This is a genomic window from Pseudoduganella sp. GW821-FHT05F09, assembly GCF_059419605.1.
Genome location: NZ_JBWKSD010000001.1, coordinates 1,048,658 through 1,065,816 on the forward strand (window position 1 = coordinate 1,048,658; position 17,159 = coordinate 1,065,816).

General features: G+C 65.0%; 13 protein-coding genes. 7 read left to right on the top strand and 6 right to left on the bottom strand.

All coding sequences use genetic code 11. From position 1 onward, the window contains the following. Window positions 1–10: 10 nt before the first annotated feature. Genes AC07S4_RS04440 through AC07S4_RS04455 form a run of 4 tightly spaced genes read right to left on the bottom strand, consistent with a single transcriptional unit; the run spans window position 11 to window position 4,517 of the window. The gene (locus tag AC07S4_RS04440; protein WP_494985440.1) at window positions 11–1,015 is read right to left on the bottom strand and encodes an ABC transporter permease; all 1,005 of its coding nucleotides are present in this window, start codon (window positions 1,013–1,015) and stop codon (window positions 11–13) included. Next, a complete protein-coding gene (locus AC07S4_RS04445; RefSeq protein ID WP_494985441.1) occupies window positions 1,012–2,637 on the bottom strand; it encodes a sugar ABC transporter ATP-binding protein in 1,626 nt (541 codons plus the stop codon). The genes AC07S4_RS04440 and AC07S4_RS04445 overlap by 4 nt, the downstream gene beginning before the upstream one ends. A 12-nt stretch (window positions 2,638–2,649) precedes the next feature. Next, window positions 2,650–3,654 carry a rhamnose ABC transporter substrate-binding protein gene (gene rhaS / locus AC07S4_RS04450; RefSeq protein WP_494985442.1) on the bottom strand — a complete coding sequence of 335 codons (1,005 nt, stop codon included), beginning with the start codon at window positions 3,652–3,654 and terminating at the stop codon, window positions 2,650–2,652. Next, window positions 3,651–4,517 (bottom strand): DeoR/GlpR family DNA-binding transcription regulator, encoded by an 867-nt coding sequence (locus AC07S4_RS04455; RefSeq protein WP_161072970.1) that lies wholly within the window; start codon window positions 4,515–4,517, stop codon window positions 3,651–3,653. The genes rhaS and AC07S4_RS04455 overlap by 4 nt, the downstream gene beginning before the upstream one ends. A 319-nt stretch (window positions 4,518–4,836) precedes the next feature. On the opposite strand from AC07S4_RS04455, the gene AC07S4_RS04460 reads away from it, so the two are divergent. Genes AC07S4_RS04460 through AC07S4_RS04485 form a run of 6 tightly spaced genes read left to right on the top strand, consistent with a single transcriptional unit; the run spans window position 4,837 to window position 14,069 of the window. Next, a complete protein-coding gene (locus tag AC07S4_RS04460; RefSeq protein WP_494985443.1) occupies window positions 4,837–6,936 on the top strand; it encodes a bifunctional rhamnulose-1-phosphate aldolase/short-chain dehydrogenase in 2,100 nt (699 codons plus the stop codon). A gap of 57 nt (window positions 6,937–6,993) precedes the next feature. Then, entirely contained in the window at window positions 6,994–8,289 is a 1,296-nt protein-coding gene (rhaI, locus tag AC07S4_RS04465; protein WP_494985444.1) for an L-rhamnose catabolism isomerase, read from the top strand. Between the two features lie 20 nt (window positions 8,290–8,309). Continuing rightward, a complete protein-coding gene (locus tag AC07S4_RS04470; RefSeq protein ID WP_494985445.1) occupies window positions 8,310–11,126 on the top strand; it encodes a glycosyl hydrolase in 2,817 nt (938 codons plus the stop codon). Then, window positions 11,123–12,571: a glycoside hydrolase family 28 protein gene (locus AC07S4_RS04475; protein ID WP_494985446.1), complete on the top strand. Its 1,449-nt coding sequence runs from the start codon at window positions 11,123–11,125 to the stop codon at window positions 12,569–12,571. The genes AC07S4_RS04470 and AC07S4_RS04475 overlap by 4 nt, the downstream gene beginning before the upstream one ends. Next, complete coding sequence (locus tag AC07S4_RS04480) at window positions 12,571–13,758, top strand: glycoside hydrolase family 88/105 protein (RefSeq protein WP_494985447.1); 1,188 nt, start codon at window positions 12,571–12,573, stop codon at window positions 13,756–13,758. The genes AC07S4_RS04475 and AC07S4_RS04480 overlap by 1 nt, the downstream gene beginning before the upstream one ends. Further along, on the top strand, window positions 13,755–14,069 hold the full coding sequence (locus AC07S4_RS04485) for an L-rhamnose mutarotase (RefSeq protein WP_161072965.1): 315 nt from the start codon (window positions 13,755–13,757) through the stop codon (window positions 14,067–14,069). The genes AC07S4_RS04480 and AC07S4_RS04485 overlap by 4 nt, the downstream gene beginning before the upstream one ends. Before the next feature lie 43 nt (window positions 14,070–14,112). On the opposite strand, the gene AC07S4_RS04490 is transcribed toward AC07S4_RS04485, so the two are convergent. Further along, window positions 14,113–14,991 carry an alpha/beta hydrolase gene (locus AC07S4_RS04490; protein WP_494985448.1) on the bottom strand — a complete coding sequence of 293 codons (879 nt, stop codon included), beginning with the start codon at window positions 14,989–14,991 and terminating at the stop codon, window positions 14,113–14,115. A 44-nt stretch (window positions 14,992–15,035) separates the two neighbouring features. On the opposite strand from AC07S4_RS04490, the gene AC07S4_RS04495 reads away from it, so the two are divergent. After that, window positions 15,036–15,683: a 3-keto-disaccharide hydrolase gene (locus tag AC07S4_RS04495; protein ID WP_494985449.1), complete on the top strand. Its 648-nt coding sequence runs from the start codon at window positions 15,036–15,038 to the stop codon at window positions 15,681–15,683. Between the two features lie 15 nt (window positions 15,684–15,698). Here AC07S4_RS04495 and AC07S4_RS04500 read toward each other — a convergent pair whose 3' ends face one another. Further along, complete coding sequence (locus AC07S4_RS04500; protein ID WP_494985450.1) at window positions 15,699–17,048, bottom strand: hypothetical protein; 1,350 nt, start codon at window positions 17,046–17,048, stop codon at window positions 15,699–15,701. Between the last annotated feature and the right edge of the window lie 111 nt (window positions 17,049–17,159).

Here is a 17,159-nt window from a genome sequence, read left to right on the forward strand (position 1 = left end):
GGCGCTGGATTCACGCGGCACTCCCGGTAGATTTAATCAGATGCAGCGGCAGGATCTGGCGCCCGGCGCTCTTGTTGCCGCGCGCGTTAATCATCACGGCGGTCAGGATGACAAAGCCGGTCAGCGCGCTTTGCCAGAACGGCGATACTTTCAGCACCGGCAGCGCATTGCCGATGACGGCCAGGAACAGCGCGCCCAGCACAGCGCCGGCCACCGTGCCGGTGCCGCCCGCGATGCTGATGCCGCCGATGACGCAGGCCGCAATCACGGTGAACTCGAAGCCGTAGGCGATTTCGGTGTAGGCGACGGCGTAGCGCGCCACCCACAGGTAGCCGCACAGGCCAGCCATCAGGCCGGACAGGCCGTAGGTCCACAGCAGGCGGCGCGCAATCGGAATGCCGACATAGCGCGCCGACGCGGGCTCGTTGCCCACGGCGTACAGGTCGCGGCCAAAACGGCTGTGGCGCGCCACGAACACGGCCGCCAGCACGGTCGCCACGGCGATCCAGACCAGGTGGCTGACGCCCAGCAGGCGCGCCAGCGGGAAGGCGATGAAGTCGGCCGGCATCTGGTGCGAGGACACCCAAGCGCCGCCGGACAGCACGAACACCAGCCCCCGGTACACGCTCATGGTGCCCAGCGTAACCACGATGGGCGGCAGTTCCAGGTAGCCTATCAGCCAGCCGTTGACCAGGCCAAGCAGCAGGCCGATGGCCACGGCGGCCAGCATCACCAGCACCAGCGGCAGCTCGGGATAGCGCGCCGCCAGCAGCGCCGACATCATGCCGGACAAGGCCAGGTTGGACGCCACCGACAAATCCACGCCGCGCGTGACGATGACCAGCATCTGCGTCAGCGCCAGCATGATGAGCAGGGTGCTGTCCGTCAGCAGGCCGGCCAGGCTGCCCCAGCTCAGGAACACCGGCGCGCGCAGGCCCACCAGCAGTATCAGGGCCACTATCATCAGCGCCAGCAGCGCCTCCCTTTGTTTCAGACCACTTTTCAGTGCGTTCATGCGCATTCCTCAACTGGCAGCGCGCAGCCGGAAGCCGCCGCCACTACTTTCTCGGGCGTGGCCTCGGCCCGCTCGAATACATTGGTGATGTGCCCCTGGTGCATGACCACCACGCGGTCCGCCAGCCCCAGCACCTCGGGCAGTTCGGACGACACCAGGATGACCGACAGGCCTTTGCCTACCAGTTCGCTGACGAATTTGTGCACGGCGGCCTTGGAGCCGATGTCGATGCCCTTGGTCGGCTCGTCCAGGATAATTACGCGCGGATTGGTCGCCAGCCATTTGCCCAGCACGACCTTCTGCTGGTTGCCGCCCGAAAGCTCGGACACCAACTGCGTCAGGTGGCTGGCCTTCAGTTCCAGCTGTTCGCTGAAATGGCGCGCAATGGTGTTTTCCTGCGCGCGGCGTCCGCGCAGCAGGAAGCCCACTTTGTCCAGGATGGGCAGGGTGATGTTCTGCAGGATGGGCAGCGACAGGTGAGCGCCCTGGTGCTGGCGGTCTTCCGGCACGTAGGCGATGCCGTGCTCGATGGCGTCGGCGGGGCAGGTGATGCGCACCTGGCGTCCACCCAGGCGCACCGAGCCGCGCACGCCGGTGCTCAGGCCGAACAGCGCCTGCATCACTTCGGAGCGGCCCGCGCCCACCAGGCCGTAGAAGCCCAGGATCTCGCCCTGGCGCAGCTTGAAGCTCACGTTCTCGAATTCGGTCGGGTGGCAGAAGCCCTCGACTTCCAGCAGCACGGGGCCTGGCGTGACGTCGGCCTTGGGATAGGCCTGGTGCACGGCGCGGCCCACCATCAGCGCCACCAGTTCAGGTTCGGTGATGTCGCACAGCGCGCCCTCGGCGATGAACTGGCCGTCGCGCAGCACGGTGTAGCGGTCGGCCACGGCGAAGATCTCGTCGAATTTGTGCGAGATGAAGATGACGGCGGTCCCCGCTGCGCGCAGCTGGGCGATGATGCGGTACAGCTCCTGGATCTCGCGCTGCGACAGCGAGGCGGTGGGCTCGTCCATGATGACCACGCGCGCATCCTGCGACAGGGCGCGGGCGATCTCCACGAAATGGCGCTGCGCCACGCTCAGGTCTTTCACCTTGGCGCGCACCGGCAGCGACACTTCCAGGCGTTCAAACAGTTTTTCCGCTTCCGCTTCGATCAGGCGCCAGTCCACGCGGCCCAGCGCGCCCTTGCAAGGCTGGCGGCCGACGTAGATGTTCTCGGCCACGGTCAGTTCGTCGAACATCACCGTTTCCTGGTGCACGGCGGTGATGCCGGCGCGCATGGCTTCCTGCGCGCTGGCGAAGGTCACCGACTTGCCGCACAATTCCATGCTGCCTTCGTCCGGGCGATAGATGCCGGTCAGCGTCTTGACCAGCGTGGACTTGCCCGCGCCGTTCTCGCCGATCAGGGCCATCACTTCGCCGGGGCGCACGGATAGCGCTACCTTGTTCAGTGCCACGATGCCGGCGAAGCGCTTGCTGATGCCGGTCAGCGCCAGCACCGGCGCGGGCAGGGCGGCGCCCGCCGCAGCAGCAGCGGCCGGAACCGAGGCGGCGGACGACGCCGCCGGCTGTGCACCGGCCGGCAGCGGCAGCTCGCCGTTTGCTAACAAATTGAGTTGCATGCTACGTCCGCGTCAGAAGATTTTGGAGAACTTGTCGACGTTCTCTTTGTTGTAGGTGAACGGTGCGCCCATGGCCGCTTCGCCGTTCGCGTCTATCGCAATGGTGCCCATGCGGCCGGCCGATACCGAGCCGCCCGCCTTCGCGTTCGGAGCGCCTTTGACAAAGTCATACGCTGCATAGGTGGCGGCGTAGCCCAGGTCGATCGGGTTCCAGATCGCGAACTCGCGCACCGCGCCGCTCTTGACGTGGCCCGCCATTTCGGACGGCAGGCCCAGGCCGGTGACGAACACCTTGCCCACCAGGTGCTCGTCCACCACGGCCTTGCTGGCCGCGTTGATGCCCACGGTGGTCGGCGCGATGATGGCTTTCAGGCCCGGATTGCTGCGCAGCAGGCCGATGGCTTCGCGGTAGCTCTTGTCCGACTGGTCGTCGCCGTACACGGTGGCCACCAGTTTCAGCTTGGCGAATTCCGGCTTGGCCAGCTCGGACTTCATCACATTGATCCAGATGTTCTGGTTGGTGGCCTGCGCGGAAGCGGACAGGATGGCGATCTCGCCGGCGCCGCCTATGGCGTCCGAGGCCATCTGGATCTGCTTCTGGCCGATCAGTGCCGCGTTGGACGGGTTCAGCTGCATCAGGCGGCCCTCCTGCGACAGGCCGCTGTCGAAGGAAATTACCTTGATGCCGCGCGCCATGGCCTTCTTGGCGATCGGTACCAGCGCATCCGGGTCGTTGGCCGAGATCACAATGGCGCTGACCTTCTGGCTGATGAGCGAGTTGACGATCTCGATCTGGCCTTCGGCGCTGGGCGTGGTCGGTCCGGTGTAGATGATCTCCACATCCTTGAGCTGCGCCGCCGCTTCCTTGGCGCCGGCGTGGGCCGCGTCAAAGAAGCCGTTGCCCAGATTCTTCACCACCATGGCGATGCGTACCTTTTCCTGCTTCTTTTCACAGCCAGCAAAGGCGACGAGCATGCTTGCGGCCAGCGCCGCGATTGCGAGTTTCTTGAGCTTCAATGCGAGGTCTCCGATTGGAACAGGGCTGCGGACTGGAAGTCGTACCCTGGGTTATAGTTAGGGGTGTTCATTTGCGGCGGCATGGCTTCCGGCTCCACGGTCACCACGCGGATGCCCGACTGCTCCATCAGCTGCACGGCCGAATCGGAAGCGTGGGTGTCGGTGATGACGGTGGACACGCGGTTCAGGCCGCACAGGATCAGGCCGGCCTTCTTCTGGAACTTGGAGCTGTCGGCCAAAACGATCAATTCCTCGGCTTGGCTGATCAGTCGCTTCTCGGCCTGGATCAGCAGCGGGTCCGCCTCCATCAGTCCCAGCAGCGACAGGCCATACACGCTCATGAACATCTTGGCGGCATAGTGGTGCTGGGTGATGTCGTTGTCGAAGGGGCTCAGGATCACGTTCTGCTCACGGTACACCTTGCCGCCCGGCAGGATGATCTCGTTCTCACTCGAAATGAGCAAACGCTCAGCCATCAGGAAGGAATTGGTCAGGATCTTGAGATGCTGGTCAACCAGGAACTCGGCCATCATGAAGGTGGTGGTGCCACCGTTGATGATGATGGTTTCGCCCTCGGTGCACATGCCGGCCGCGTAGCGCGCTATGGCGCGTTTGCGTTCGGCGTAGCACTGGATGTTGTTCTGGAAGGTTTCGCTGGTGAGCGGGAAACCGCGCTTTTTCTGTTGCAGATTGGTTGCACCACCCCGCGTGCGGGTGAGCAGATTGCGGCCGGCCAGCCAGCTGATGTCCCTGCGGACGGTAGCAGGCGAGGCGTTGAGCCACTCGACCAGTTGAGGCACGCTAGCCGTATTATGTTCGGCGAGCAGCTTCAACAAACGTTTACGGCGCTTGTGATTTACCATTTCTGTCTCCTCTTGTTTTGTGTCTACTCAAGTCGTTCCGGAGGTTTTTGCCGCCGGTAGTGCCAGGTGATCACTTTATTAACGATAGAGACTAATCATTTTGGTCTGACCAGTCAATCAAGCTCTGCTCAATTAATTGATTATTTCCGCCGCATTGCAGCATTAACCGCGCATTCCAATCAACGATATGATTATTTCGTTCTTAGTCATCATGTTGATTGCTTGCGCATTGACACTCCATACCCCGCTGATTTCTACTGATTGCAGTTGCCCCTGCGGCAAAAAATCAGCACACATACCCAACAACGGAGATCAGCAAATGAAAGACCCGAAGCAGAAAGAACCGATCGCTTCCCTATGGAACGACAGCGCGGCAGCCGCCATGAGCGAGCCTGAACTGCTGCTGTACCGCTCCAACCTGTTGGGTTCGGATCTGCGCATCACCAATTTCGGTGGCGGCAACACTTCCGCCAAGGTCATGATGGCCGACCCGCTCAGCGGCGAACAAGTGGAAGTGCTGTGGGTCAAAGGCTCCGGCGGCGACCTGGGCAGCATCAAGCTGGACGGTTTCTCCACGCTGTACATGGACAAGCTGCAAGCGCTCAAGCAGCGCTACCGCGGCCTGGCGCTGGAAGACGAGATGGTGGCCTATCTGCCGCACTGCACCTTCAACCTGAACCCGCGCGCCGCCAGTATCGACACGCCGCTGCACGCCTACATCGACCGCAAGCACGTTGACCACATGCACCCGGACTCCTGCATCGCCATCGCGGCCTGCAAGAACAGCGAAGCGATCACCGCCAAAGTGTTCGAAGGCGAACTGGGTTGGCTGCCATGGCAGCGTCCTGGCTACGACCTGGGCCTGAAACTGGAAGCGCTGTCGAAATCGCAGCCGCAGCTGAAAGGCATCATCCTGGAAGGCCACGGCCTGTTCACCTGGGGCGACACCGCCAAGGGCTGCTACGAGACCACGCTGAACATCATCAAGCGCGCCGAAGAGTGGCTGGCCGCCAACGTCAAGCAGCCGGTATTCGGCGGCGCCGGCACCACCCCGCTGGCAGCGCAAGAGCGTTCCGCGCTGGCCGCGAAACTGATGCCTATCCTGCGCGGCAAGATCAGCCAGGACGAATACAAACTGGGCCACTTCGACGACAGCGACGCCGTGCTGGAATTCGTCTGCAGCAAGGACCTGGAGCCGCTGGCCGCGCTGGGCACTTCCTGCCCGGACCACTTCCTGCGCACCAAGATCCGTCCGTTCGTGATCGACTTCGACCCGGCCAAGCCGGACTTCGACGGCCTGGTGGCCGGCCTGGATGAGCAGCTGGAAGCCTACCGCGCCGACTACCGCGCCTACCACGAGCGCTGCAAGCACGACAACAGCCCGGCCGTGCGCGACGCCAATCCGATCATCTACCTGATCCCTGGCGTGGGCATGCTGTCCTTCGCCAAAGACAAGGCCACCGCCCGCATCGCCGGCGAGTTCTATGTCAACGCCATCAACGTGATGCGCGGCGCGAACGGCGTGGACACCTACGTCGGCCTGCCCGAGCAGGAAGCCTTCGACATCGAATACTGGCTGCTGGAAGAAGCGAAACTGCAGCGCATGCCGAAACCGAAAAGCCTGGCCGGCCGCATTGCGCTGGTCACCGGCGGCGCCGGCGGCATCGGCCAGGCGGTTGCACGCCAGCTGCTACAGGAAGGCGCTTGCGTCATGCTGACCGATATCGATCCTGAAGCCCTGGAACAGGCGCACAAGGACCTGGCCAAGACCGCAGGCAAGGACAGCGTGGGCAGCATCGTCGCCAACATCACCAGCGAGCAAGCGGTGGAGGACGTGATCAGCGCATCCGCGCTGCGCTTCGGCGGCATCGACCTGCTGATCTCCAACGCCGGCATCGCCTCGTCGGCGCCGCTGGACGAGACCACGCTGGAAATCTGGAACCGCAACCAGGACATCCTGGTGACCGGCTACTTCCTGGCCAGCCGCGCCGCTTTCCGCATCATGAAGCAGCAGAAGCTGGGCGGCAGCATGGTGTTCGTGGCCTCGAAAAACGGCCTGGTGGCATCGGCCGGCGCGTCCGCCTACTGCACCGCCAAGGCGGCCGAAATCCACCTGGCGCGCTGCATCGCGCTGGAAGGCGCGCCGCACGGCATCCGCGTCAACGTAGTCAATCCGGACGCCGTGATCCGCGGCTCCCGCATCTGGGACGGAAAATGGAAGCAGGAACGCGCCCAGTCGAATAAAATCGGCGCGGACGACGTGGAAGACTTCTACCGCCAGCGCAGCATGCTGAAACTGAGCGTGCTGCCGGAAGACATCGCCGAGGCGGTGTACTTCCTGTCGAGCGACAAGGCAGGCAAGAGCACGGGCAACATCCTGAACGTGGATGCCGGCAACGCCGCCGCCTTTACCCGCTAAGGAATTCGGCTGGCATGCAGCGCATGCCAGCCTTCAAAAGAACAGATGGAGACTGGAATGAGCACTTTGATCGACGCTGGCCGCGTGGCCGAACACAACGCAAAACTGCAAGCCAACCTGCAGGCCGACTACGACGCGCTGGCCGGCGTGCTGGCCCGCCGTGGCCAGGACATCGAAAAACTGACCGCCGCCGCGCAGCGTTTTGCCGTGGCGCTCCCGAGCTGGGGCGTGGGCACCGGCGGCACCCGTTTCGCACGCTTCCCGGGCAAGGGCGAGCCGCGCAACGTGTTTGAAAAAATGGAAGACTGCGGCGTGATCCATCAGCTCACGCGCGCCACGCCTAGCGTGTCGCTGCACTTCCCATGGGATAAAACCACCGACCCGAGCGCACTGCGCCAGCAGGCCGAAGGCTACGGCCTGGGCTTCGACGCGGTCAACTCGAACACCTTCCAGGACCAGCAGGGCCAGGAACACAGCTACAAATACGGCAGCCTGACGTCCCAGGACGCGGCCACCCGCGCGCAAGCCGTGGCGCACAATATCGAATGCATCGAACTGGGCAAGGCGCTCGGCTCGAAAGGCCTGACCGTGTGGGTGGGCGACGGCGCCAACTTCCCCGGCCAGCACAACCTGCGCGGCGCGCTGGAACGCTACCTGGACAGCGCACGCGGCATCTACGCGGCGCTGCCGGACGACTGGCAGATGTACATCGAACACAAGCTGTTCGAGCCCGCGTTCTACGCCACCACCATCGCCGACTGGGGCACCAGCTTCGCCTGCGCCCAGCAGCTCGGCCCGAAAGCGAAATGCCTGGTCGACCTGGGCCACCACGCGCCGAACACCAATATCGAAATGATCGTGGCGCGCCTGGCGCAGTTCGGCAAGCTGGGCGGTTTCCACTTCAACGACAGCAAATACGGCGACGACGACCTGGATTCGGGCAGCATCAACCCGTTCCAGCTGTTCCTGGTCTTCAATGAACTGGCGGACGCCGAGCAGCGCGACGGCGCCGGCTTCAATCCGGCCTACATGCTGGACCAGTCGCACAACGTGACCGATCCTATCGAAAGCCTGATGAACAGCGCGGCCGAAGTGCAGCGCGCAGCCGTGCAGGCGGCGCTGGTGGACCGCGCAGCGCTCAAGCAGTACCAGGAGAGCAACGACGCGCTGCAATCGGCGCAGGCCCTCAAGCAGGCCTACCGCACCGACGTCAGCGCCATCCTGGCCATGGCTCGCCTGCGTTCGGGCGGCGCCATTGATCCGGTGGCTTGCTACCGCGCCTCCGGCTACCGCGAGAAGGCGGCCGTGGCGCGTCCGGCAAAGGCAGGCGCCAGCAGCAGCGGCATCGTCTAAACGTCCGCTGGAGCCTATCGATGAGCAAGCGCACCATGCGCAGGACGGCGGCTACCCGCTACATTTCCTACACCTGGATCGCCGCGGCAGCGGCGGCGCTTGCAGCCGGCTCCGCCGTGGCGGCGGGCGCCGGTGTATCCGCAGCTTTTGTGCCTCCCGCGCCGGTGCGGTCCGACCGGCTGTCGGACGTGGCGGCCAGGCTGGCCGTCCCGCCGGACGACGCCAAGGCCCTGGTGCGCTGGTGGTGGTTTGGCCCGAACGTGGTCAAATCGCAGCTGGAACGCGAAATGCTGGCCATGAAGCAGGGCGGTTTCGGCGGTTTTGAAATCCAGCCCGTCTACCCCATGGAACTGGATGACCCCGCGCGCGGCATCCGCAACGTTCCCTATCTTTCCCCCGAATTCCTCGACGCCGTCAGCTTCGTCAACGCCAAGGCCCATGAGCAGAAGCTGCGCGTGGACATGACGCTGGCCAGCGGCTGGCCCTATGGCGGTCCCAACGTCCCCGTGACGGAAGCCGCCAGCCGCATGCGCGTGGCGGCAATCGCCATTCCCGCGGGCGCCGCGTCTTACGCGCTGCCGTCCGTCATGAGCGGCGAAAGCCTGGTGGCCGCCTTCGTGGGCGAGGGCAGCGACAAGCAGTACGACGCCACCAAGCTGCGCCTGCTGGACGCCAAAGCTTCCGCCACCGGCCGCGCCGCCGTGGAACCGGCTGCGCAGGCGCGTGTGGCGGTGCACTACATCGCCAGCCGCACCGGCCAGCAGGTCAAGCGCGCCGCATTGGGCGCGGAAGGCTTTGTGCTGGACCATTTGAGCCGCACCGCCATCGACCACCACCTGAACACCGTGGCCGAGCCGCTGATGAAAGCCTTTGGCGACAAGCCGCCTTACGCCGTCTTTTCGGACAGCCTGGAAGTCTACGGCACCGACTGGACCGGCGATTTCCTGGCCGAGTTCCAGCGCCGCCGCGGCTACGATCTGAAGCCGCACCTGCCCGCCGTCTACAGCGGCCAGGGGCCGGACGCCGCCGCCGTGCGCCACGACTGGGCGCTCACGCAGACGGAACTGGTCAACGAACGCTATCTCACGCCGGTGAACGACTGGGCCACCGCCCACCGCACCCAGTTCCGCTCGCAGACCTACGGCGAGCCCGCTGTCTCCATGTCCAGCAACCGCTTGGTGGCGCTGCCGGAAGGCGAAGGCCCGCAGTTCCGCAGCTTCTCCTTCACCCGCCTTGCCACGTCGGCTGGCCATTTGTACAACCGCCCCGTGGTCTCCGCCGAGACGTGGACCTGGCTCAATTCCCCCGCCTTCAGCGCCACGCCGCTGGACATGAAGGTGGAAGCGGACCGCATGCTGCTGCAGGGCGTGAACCAGTTCGTCGGCCACGGCTGGCCGTACACGCCGCCGGGCGCGCAGGAACCGGGCTACTCCTTCTATGCCGCCGCCGTGTTCAACGACCACCAGCCCTGGTGGAACGTCATGCCGGACGTGAACGCCTATCTGCAGCGCACCAGCTATCTGCTGCGCCAGGGGCAGCCGGCCAATGAAGTGGCGGTGCTGCTGCCGAACGACGACGTCTACTCCGCGCTCACGCCGGGCAAGGTGTCGCTGTCGGCCGAAATGCACAAGCACGTTACGCCGCTGCTGACCGAGCAGATACTCGACGCGGGCCACAACCTTGACTATGTCGACGCCGAGTCCATCCTAGCGCTGGGCGTGAAGCATCCGGTGCTGGTGCTGCCGCACGTAACGCGCCTGGCGCCGGAAGTGCTGGCCAAGCTGCAAGCCTATGTGCGCGGCGGCGGCAAGATCATCGCCGTTGGCGGCACGCCGTCGCTGGCGCCGGGCTATGCGGATGCCGCGCGCATCGGCGGCCAGGTGGCGGCGGCTTCGAAAGCCTTGTTCGCCTCCGGCGCGCAAGTGCAGGTGGTGGCGGACGACGCAGCCGTTGGCGCAGCGCTGAAGAAGGCGCTGCCGGGCGATCTGCGCCTCGCGTCCGGCCAGTCCGACGTGGGCTTCATCCGCCGCAAGCTGGCCGATGGCGACATCTACTTCATCGCCAACACCAGCAACCGCGAAGTGCGCACCACCGCGACCCTGCGCGCCACGCGCCGCTCGGCGGCCTGGTGGAACCCGCAGGACGGCAAAACCACGCCCGCCAGCGTGAAGCCCGATTTTGCGCTGACCCTGGCTCCCTACGAATCGCGCGTGCTCGTGCTGTCCGACGCGGCGCAAGCCACGGCGCCAGGCGCTATCGGCAACAGCGCCGTTGGCGTCGCCGGCACAGCCTCGGTACTGGCGGACCTGAGCCGCGACTGGCAGCTGGCCTTCGCCGGCGCCCAGCCGCAAGCCATCGCCGAGCTGCGCTCGTGGACGGATACGGCCGCAACCCGCTACTACTCCGGCGTAGGCGTCTACACCAAGGACGTCACGCTGGCGGCGGCGCCCGCAGCCAACGCCCGCGTCACGCTGGACTTCGGCCCCGGCACGGCGCTCGAAAGCACGCCCAAAGTCCCGGCGGGCATGCGCGCCATGCTGGAAAGCCCGGTGCGCGAAGCTGCCGAGGTCTACGTCAACGGCGTCCGCGCGGGCTCCGTGTGGAAGCCGCCTTACCAGCTCGACGTAACCCAGTGGCTGAAGGCAGGCAGCAACCGCATCGAAGTGCGGGTCGCCAACCTGGCCCTGAACGGCCTGGCGGGCCAGGAGCGTCCCGACTACCGCCTGCTGTCCGCACGCTACGGCCAGCGTTTCGTCCCGCAGGACACCCACCTGATCGAGCCCAAGCCGTCCGGCATGCTCGGCCCCGTGCGCCTGATGTCCGAGCAAATCAAATGAGGAACACCATGCAAGTGAAGTGGATACAGGCCGCGCTGGCCGCCGTGCTGGCCCTGGCCATGTCGGTCGCCGGCGCCAAGGACTACAGCGTGGACAAGTACGGCGCCAAAGGCGACGGAACGACCATGAACACCAAGGCCATCCAGGCCGCCATCGATGCGGCGGCCAAGGACGGCGGGCGCGTGGTGTTCCCGGCCGGGACCTATCTGAGCGGCTCCATCTTCGTCAAGAGCGGCGTTACGCTCAACGTGGGGAAGGGCGCCACCATACTCGGTTCGCAAAACATCAAGGACTATCCCGTCATGCCCACCCGCATTGCGGGCATCGAGATGAGCTGGCCGGCCGCGCTGGTGAACGTCTACGAGCAGAAGAACGCCGTCATTGAAGGCGAAGGCACCATAGACGGCGACGGCAAAATCTTCTGGGACAGCTACTGGACCCTGCGCAAGGAGTACGAGCCGCGCGGCCTGCGCTGGGCTTCGGATTACGATGCGCAGCGCCCGCGCCTGGTGCAGGTGTTCAATTCCTCCCACGTCAAGGTCGGCGGCGGCCTGCTGCTGCGCCGCTCGGGCTTCTGGACGCTGCACATCTGCTACTCCACCGACATCACCGTGGACGGTGTCGTCATCCGCAACAATGAAGGCGGCCGTGGCCCCTCCACCGACGGCATCGACATTGACTCGTCCAAGCGCATCCTGGTGCAGAACGCCGACATCGCCGTCAACGACGACGCCCTGTGCCTGAAAGCCGGACGCGATTCCGACGGCCAACGCGTGGCCCGCACCACGGAGGACGTGGTGATACGCGACTCCATCGTGCGCGACGGCGCCGCAGGCGTGACCTTCGGCAGCGAGACGGCGGGCGGCTTCCGCAATATCGAGGCCTACAACATCACCGTGGTGGGCAACGTGCCGGTCGGTATCCTGTTCAAGTCCGCGCACACCCGTGGCGGCTTCGGCGAGAACCTGCGCCTGCACGACTTCAAGATGACGGACATCCCCGTCGTCATGCGCATCACCATGAACTGGAATCCAAGCTACAGCTACGCCACTATCCCGCCGGAGATCAAGGACTATCCTCCCTACTGGAAAGTGCTGGCCACGCCGGTGCCCAAGGAAAAGGGCCGCGCCTACTTCCACGACGTGAGCATCTGGAACATTCAGGCCACCGGCGCCACCACGGCGTTCGAAGTGAGCGGCTACAAGGAAGTGCCGCTGGAGCGGTTCAGCCTGAAGAACGTGGACATTCAAGCCAAGCAAGGCGGCTTTATCCACGACGTGAAGGACTGGCAGTTCAGCGACGTGAAGCTCGCGCTTGGCGCGCCGGTTGAACTGGAAGAGGGCGCCGCCGTGCGCGGCCTGCCTGCCGGCAGCACCGTTGTGGGCGTGGCCAAGCCCAAGGAAGACCCATCGAAGAAAAGCTTTGAAGAACAGGACAAGACCTGATGTTTAATAAGACCGCACTTTTCATCTCGCTGAGCCTGGCCTTCGGCCTGGCCTCGGCGCAGCAGAACTACCCGCTGCCCACGCCGGCGCAGCAGGCCATCGTGGACAAGGACACCAATCGCAAATTCGGCGACGCGCCTGTCGACGGCGGCCCGCTGGCGACAGACCTGTCGCCGGCCCTGCAGACTGCGGCCATCGACAAGGCCTTGCGCAAAGTGGCGGACTGGCAGCTGGACCGCACCATGCGCCACCTGGACAAGATCTGGACCTCGGCCGTGCTGTTCACAGGCTTCATGGCCGCCAGCGACGCGACCGGCGACGCGAAATACCGCGACGCCATGCTGACCATGGCCAAGGGCTTCAACTGGGAGCTGCGCACGCCATACCCCAACGCGGACGACATCAGCGTGGCGCAGACCTATCTGGAGCTGTACGCGCTGGACCCCACGCCTGAAAAACTGGCCGCCACCCGCACCCAGCTCGACATCCTGATCAACCTGAAGACGCTCAAGCCCGGCGACGACCGCCTGCCTTGGTGGTGGTGCGACGCGCTGTTCATGGCGCCGCCGGTATGGCTGAAGATGTACAAGGCCACCGGTGACCGCAAGTACCTGGACTACGTGCACACGCAATGGCAGAACACCTACGATCTGCTGTACGACAAGCAGGAGCACCTGTACGCGCGCGACGCGAGCTACGTGGGCAAGACTGAACCGAACGGCAAGAAGATCTTCTGGTCGCGCGGCGAAGGCTGGGTGCTGGGCGGCCTGGCGCGCAGCATAGACCTGATTCCGGCGGACGATCCGAAGCGGCCGTTCTACATCCAGCAGCTGCGCGAGATGTCGGCGGCCGTGGCGAAAATCCAGGGACCGGACGGCCTGTGGCACGCTGGCCTGCTGGACCCCGCGACCTATCCGCTGCCGGAAATCTCCGGCTCCGCGCTGTTCGTCTTCGGCATGGCTTACGGCGTGAACCAGGGCTACCTGGACGAGAAGACCTACCGCCCTGTCATCGAGCGCGCCTGGGCGGGCATACTGAAGAACGTGTATGCGGACGGCCGCCTGGGCGGCATCCAGCAGACCGGCGCGGAACCGGCGTTCTACCGGCCTGCGTCCAGCTATAACTACGGCGTGGGCGGCTTCCTGCTGGCTGCGGCGGAACTCAAGAAAATGGTGGCAAAAAAATGACCTCGCGCGCCTTCCGCATGAAACTCAAACCCGGCACGGTGGAGGAATACCGCCGTCGCCACGACGAACTGTGGCCGGACCTGGCGCGCGCGCTGCGTGACGCCGGCATCTACGACTATTCGATTTTCCTCGATGAGGAAACGCTGCACTTGTTCGCGGTGCTGAAGCTCTGGCCGGACAACAAGATCGCCGAGCTGCCGCAGAAGGAAGTGATGAAGCGCTGGTGGGACTACATGGCCGACCTGATGGAAGTCGAGCCGGGTAACCGGCCGCGCGAATGGCCGCTGGAGCAGATGTTCCACTTTGCGTGACGGAGCTGGCGGGTTACGCTCACGCTAACCCGCCAGGCGCGGCCTATCGCTTCGACAGCAAGCCCCGCGTGCGCAGCCACTCCTCTGCGCGCCGTGGCCACTCGGACGAAGTCCCCAGCCCGTCCTTCATGCCCATGCCATGCCCGCCATGTTCAAACAGATACATCTCCGCAGGCACGCGCGCCTTGGTCAGCGCCTGGTAGAACAGGATGCTGTTCTCAACCGGCACGGACTGGTCCTCCTGCGTGTGGATCAGCAGCGTGGGCGGCGTGGCGGCGGTGACCTGCTTTTCCAGCGACATCTGCGCCACCAGCTCGGCCGACGGCGACTTGCCCAGCAGCGCCACGCGCGAGCCCATGTGCGCAGCCGCCGGGTCCATGGTAATGACGGGATACATCAGCATCAGAAAGTCCGGCCGGCCGCTGGTGCCGTCCAGCGCCGCCCCGGTGCGGCCTGCAGGCAAATCGAACAACGTACCCGCGCTGGCCGCCAGGTGACCGCCCGCCGAGCTGCCCATCACGCCGATGCGCGCCGGGTCGATGCCGAATTCCTTGGCGCGCGAGCGCACCATGCGCACCGCGCGCAGCACGTCCTGCAGCGGCGCCGGATGGCCGAATTCCTGCATCCGGTACTTCAGCACAAAGGTCGTCACGCCCAGCCCGGACAGCCAGTTGGCGTACTGCGTGCCTTCGCGGTCTGTGGAAAGCCGCACATAACCGCCGCCAGGGCATATGATGACGGCTGTGCCGTTCGGCCGGTCCACCGCCGGCCCCACCAGGGTCAGCGTCGGTTCGCTGACATTGGATATGCGTCCGTCCTTGATTTGCTCCGCGCCGATATTGGCGCGCGCTCCGGGCACGCCTTCCGGCCAGAGAGGAATAACAGGGTTGGCGCAGGCCAGCGCCGAGATGCAACTGATCATTGTGGCGAGTATAAATTTTTTCATGGTATTGGAGAGCGTATCAGATGACGAATTTTAAAGTGAGCAAATTGTGGGCCGCCTGCGTGGCAGGCTTGTGCCTGGCCGGCCAGGCCGGCGCCGTGGACCTGTTCAACGGCAAGGACTTCAGCGGCTGGGAGTTGCAAACCACCCCCGCCGCGCCGCTGGAAAGCGTGTTCACCATGCTGCCGGGCGGCGTGGTGGCGTCCACCGGCAAACCGGCCGGCTTCCTGGCCACCACCGCCAGCTACCGCAACTACAAGCTGCACGTGGAATGGCGCTGGAGCGGCAAGCCGGGCAACGGCGGCGTGCTGCTGCACATCAGCCCAGGCCCGATGGACCGCGTGTGGCCGCTAAGCCTGCAAGTCCAGACCAAGAACGGCAACGTGGGCGACCTGCTGCCAATGGCGGACTACTCCTTCGCCGAACCGCCAACCAGCGCGGCGGGCGCGGCGCCCATCATCAAGGCCCACATGGTGGCGGACAGCGAACTGCCGGCCGGCGAATGGAACAGCGCCGACATCGTCAGCCGCGACGGCACGGTGGAAGTGACCATCAACGGCGTGCTGCAGAACAAGGTGACCAAGGCCACGCCGTCGTCCGGCCGCATCGGCTTTCAGCTGGAAAGCGCGCCCTACGAGCTGCGCCGCGTAACGCTGACGCAGCTCGACTAGAGCGCAAGCCGGGTCTTACTTCCGCTTCAGCCATTCCTCCGGCACCGGCACGATGCAGATGTTCATCGTGCGGCCGTCCTCGGACAGCATGGCGGACTGGATCTCGATCTTGGTGCCGTCCGCATTGAAAGTAGGGTGCGGATGGTCGGCGGCCGTGTCCTTGTGGCCGGTCGTCAGCGTGATCATCTCACGCGTCTTGCGGTCGATCAGGTAGACGCTGCGGCTGAAATCGTCGCCCACGGCCCAGCGGCCGTCCGAGGAGCCGTGCACGTGCCACAAGCCGCTGCCGGACGGCGTCTGGCCGGCGATGGTCATTTCACGCGTGCGCAGGTTCACGATGGCGAGGCCGCTCGGTTTCTCGCGCGTGCCGCTTGGTCCCCATGCCGCATCCTGGCCCGGATTGGCGCCGCCCACGTCGGTTGCCGGGGCGCCCACGCCGCCTGCGCCTTCGGGGATTTTGCGGTGGCCCATGATGGCCATCGCCACTTCATCCTTCGAGATCACCGCTTCGTGCGTCACCCATTCATACGGCGCTTCCGGGTACAGCGGACGCAGGCCCGAGCCGTCCGCTTTCACGGTCCAGGTGCGCTGCGGCGACTTGCCGCCGGTCTCCCAGCAGAACACGATTTCGCCCGGATTGAACAGATTGGCCTGGATATGGCCGATCTGGAACGGCACAGACACCACATGCTTGATCTCGCCCGTCTTGACATTCATGCGCGCGATGCCGTTGGGGCCAGCGCCCATGCCGCGCGGGCCGAAAGGCTGCTCCGGCTTCACGCCCGGCGCCAGGTGCTTGCTTGCCTCGTCTTTGCCAACGCGGAAATAGGCCCATTCTTCGTCCGCGTCCAGCGCCATGTCGCCGCCGGCCTCCATGCCCACCGGGGTGGTGCCGGCAACGCGCTGGTATTCGCCGGCGGGCTTCATCGTGCCTGCCGCGCTGTCCGCAAACAGGCGCGCCAGGTCCACCTCGACGATCTGCAGCCTGCCCTTGGTGCTGTCCGGGCGCATGAAGTACAGTTTCATCGCCTTGCGCGCCAGGTTCAGCATGCCGGTATAGCCGCCTTGGCTCACCTGGACGATGTCGCCGGTCTGCTCGTTCACCGCCAGCGCTTCGCCGCCCGCGAGGCGAGACCGGAACACCACCCACTTGCCGTCCGACGTCCATTGCGGATGGGTGGGGTAGATTTTCGAATCCCCATGCGGCTTGCTGGTCAGGAAGGTGAGCATGGTGCCGGTGACGGGATCTTTGACCACCTTGCGCTCGGACGGGAAGCGCTTGCCGATCTGCGCGTGCGCCGTGCCGCTGAAGGCGCACGCCATCATGATTGCGGCCACGGTCGGCATGAGGAATCTGGTTTTCATATCTGGATGATTTCAGGTTGCGGGGTTCCGATTGTGTGCGCATTTTCACAGCCGAATTGCTCATCTTCCTGATTCTTTGCAAGCCGCGCGAGGAGAGCGAAAATCATGGCA

What these genes read in the sequence shown, in the direction of transcription:
- AC07S4_RS04500 (WP_494985450.1), bottom strand. Translation starts at nt 17,048, where the DNA reads ATGAAAACCAGATTCCTCATGCCGACCGTGGCCGCAATCATGATGGCG.
- rhaI (WP_494985444.1), top strand. Translation starts at nt 6,994, where the DNA reads ATGAGCACTTTGATCGACGCTGGCCGCGTGGCCGAACACAACGCAAAA.
- AC07S4_RS04460 (WP_494985443.1), top strand. Translation starts at nt 4,837, where the DNA reads ATGAAAGACCCGAAGCAGAAAGAACCGATCGCTTCCCTATGGAACGAC.
- AC07S4_RS04445 (WP_494985441.1), bottom strand. Translation starts at nt 2,637, where the DNA reads ATGCAACTCAATTTGTTAGCAAACGGCGAGCTGCCGCTGCCGGCCGGT.
- AC07S4_RS04470 (WP_494985445.1), top strand. Translation starts at nt 8,310, where the DNA reads ATGAGCAAGCGCACCATGCGCAGGACGGCGGCTACCCGCTACATTTCC.
- AC07S4_RS04440 (WP_494985440.1), bottom strand. Translation starts at nt 1,015, where the DNA reads ATGAACGCACTGAAAAGTGGTCTGAAACAAAGGGAGGCGCTGCTGGCG.
- AC07S4_RS04485 (WP_161072965.1), top strand. Translation starts at nt 13,755, where the DNA reads ATGACCTCGCGCGCCTTCCGCATGAAACTCAAACCCGGCACGGTGGAG.
- AC07S4_RS04455 (WP_161072970.1), bottom strand. Translation starts at nt 4,517, where the DNA reads ATGGTAAATCACAAGCGCCGTAAACGTTTGTTGAAGCTGCTCGCCGAA.
- AC07S4_RS04490 (WP_494985448.1), bottom strand. Translation starts at nt 14,991, where the DNA reads ATGATCAGTTGCATCTCGGCGCTGGCCTGCGCCAACCCTGTTATTCCT.
- AC07S4_RS04495 (WP_494985449.1), top strand. Translation starts at nt 15,036, where the DNA reads ATGACGAATTTTAAAGTGAGCAAATTGTGGGCCGCCTGCGTGGCAGGC.
- AC07S4_RS04480 (WP_494985447.1), top strand. Translation starts at nt 12,571, where the DNA reads ATGTTTAATAAGACCGCACTTTTCATCTCGCTGAGCCTGGCCTTCGGC.
- AC07S4_RS04475 (WP_494985446.1), top strand. Translation starts at nt 11,123, where the DNA reads ATGAGGAACACCATGCAAGTGAAGTGGATACAGGCCGCGCTGGCCGCC.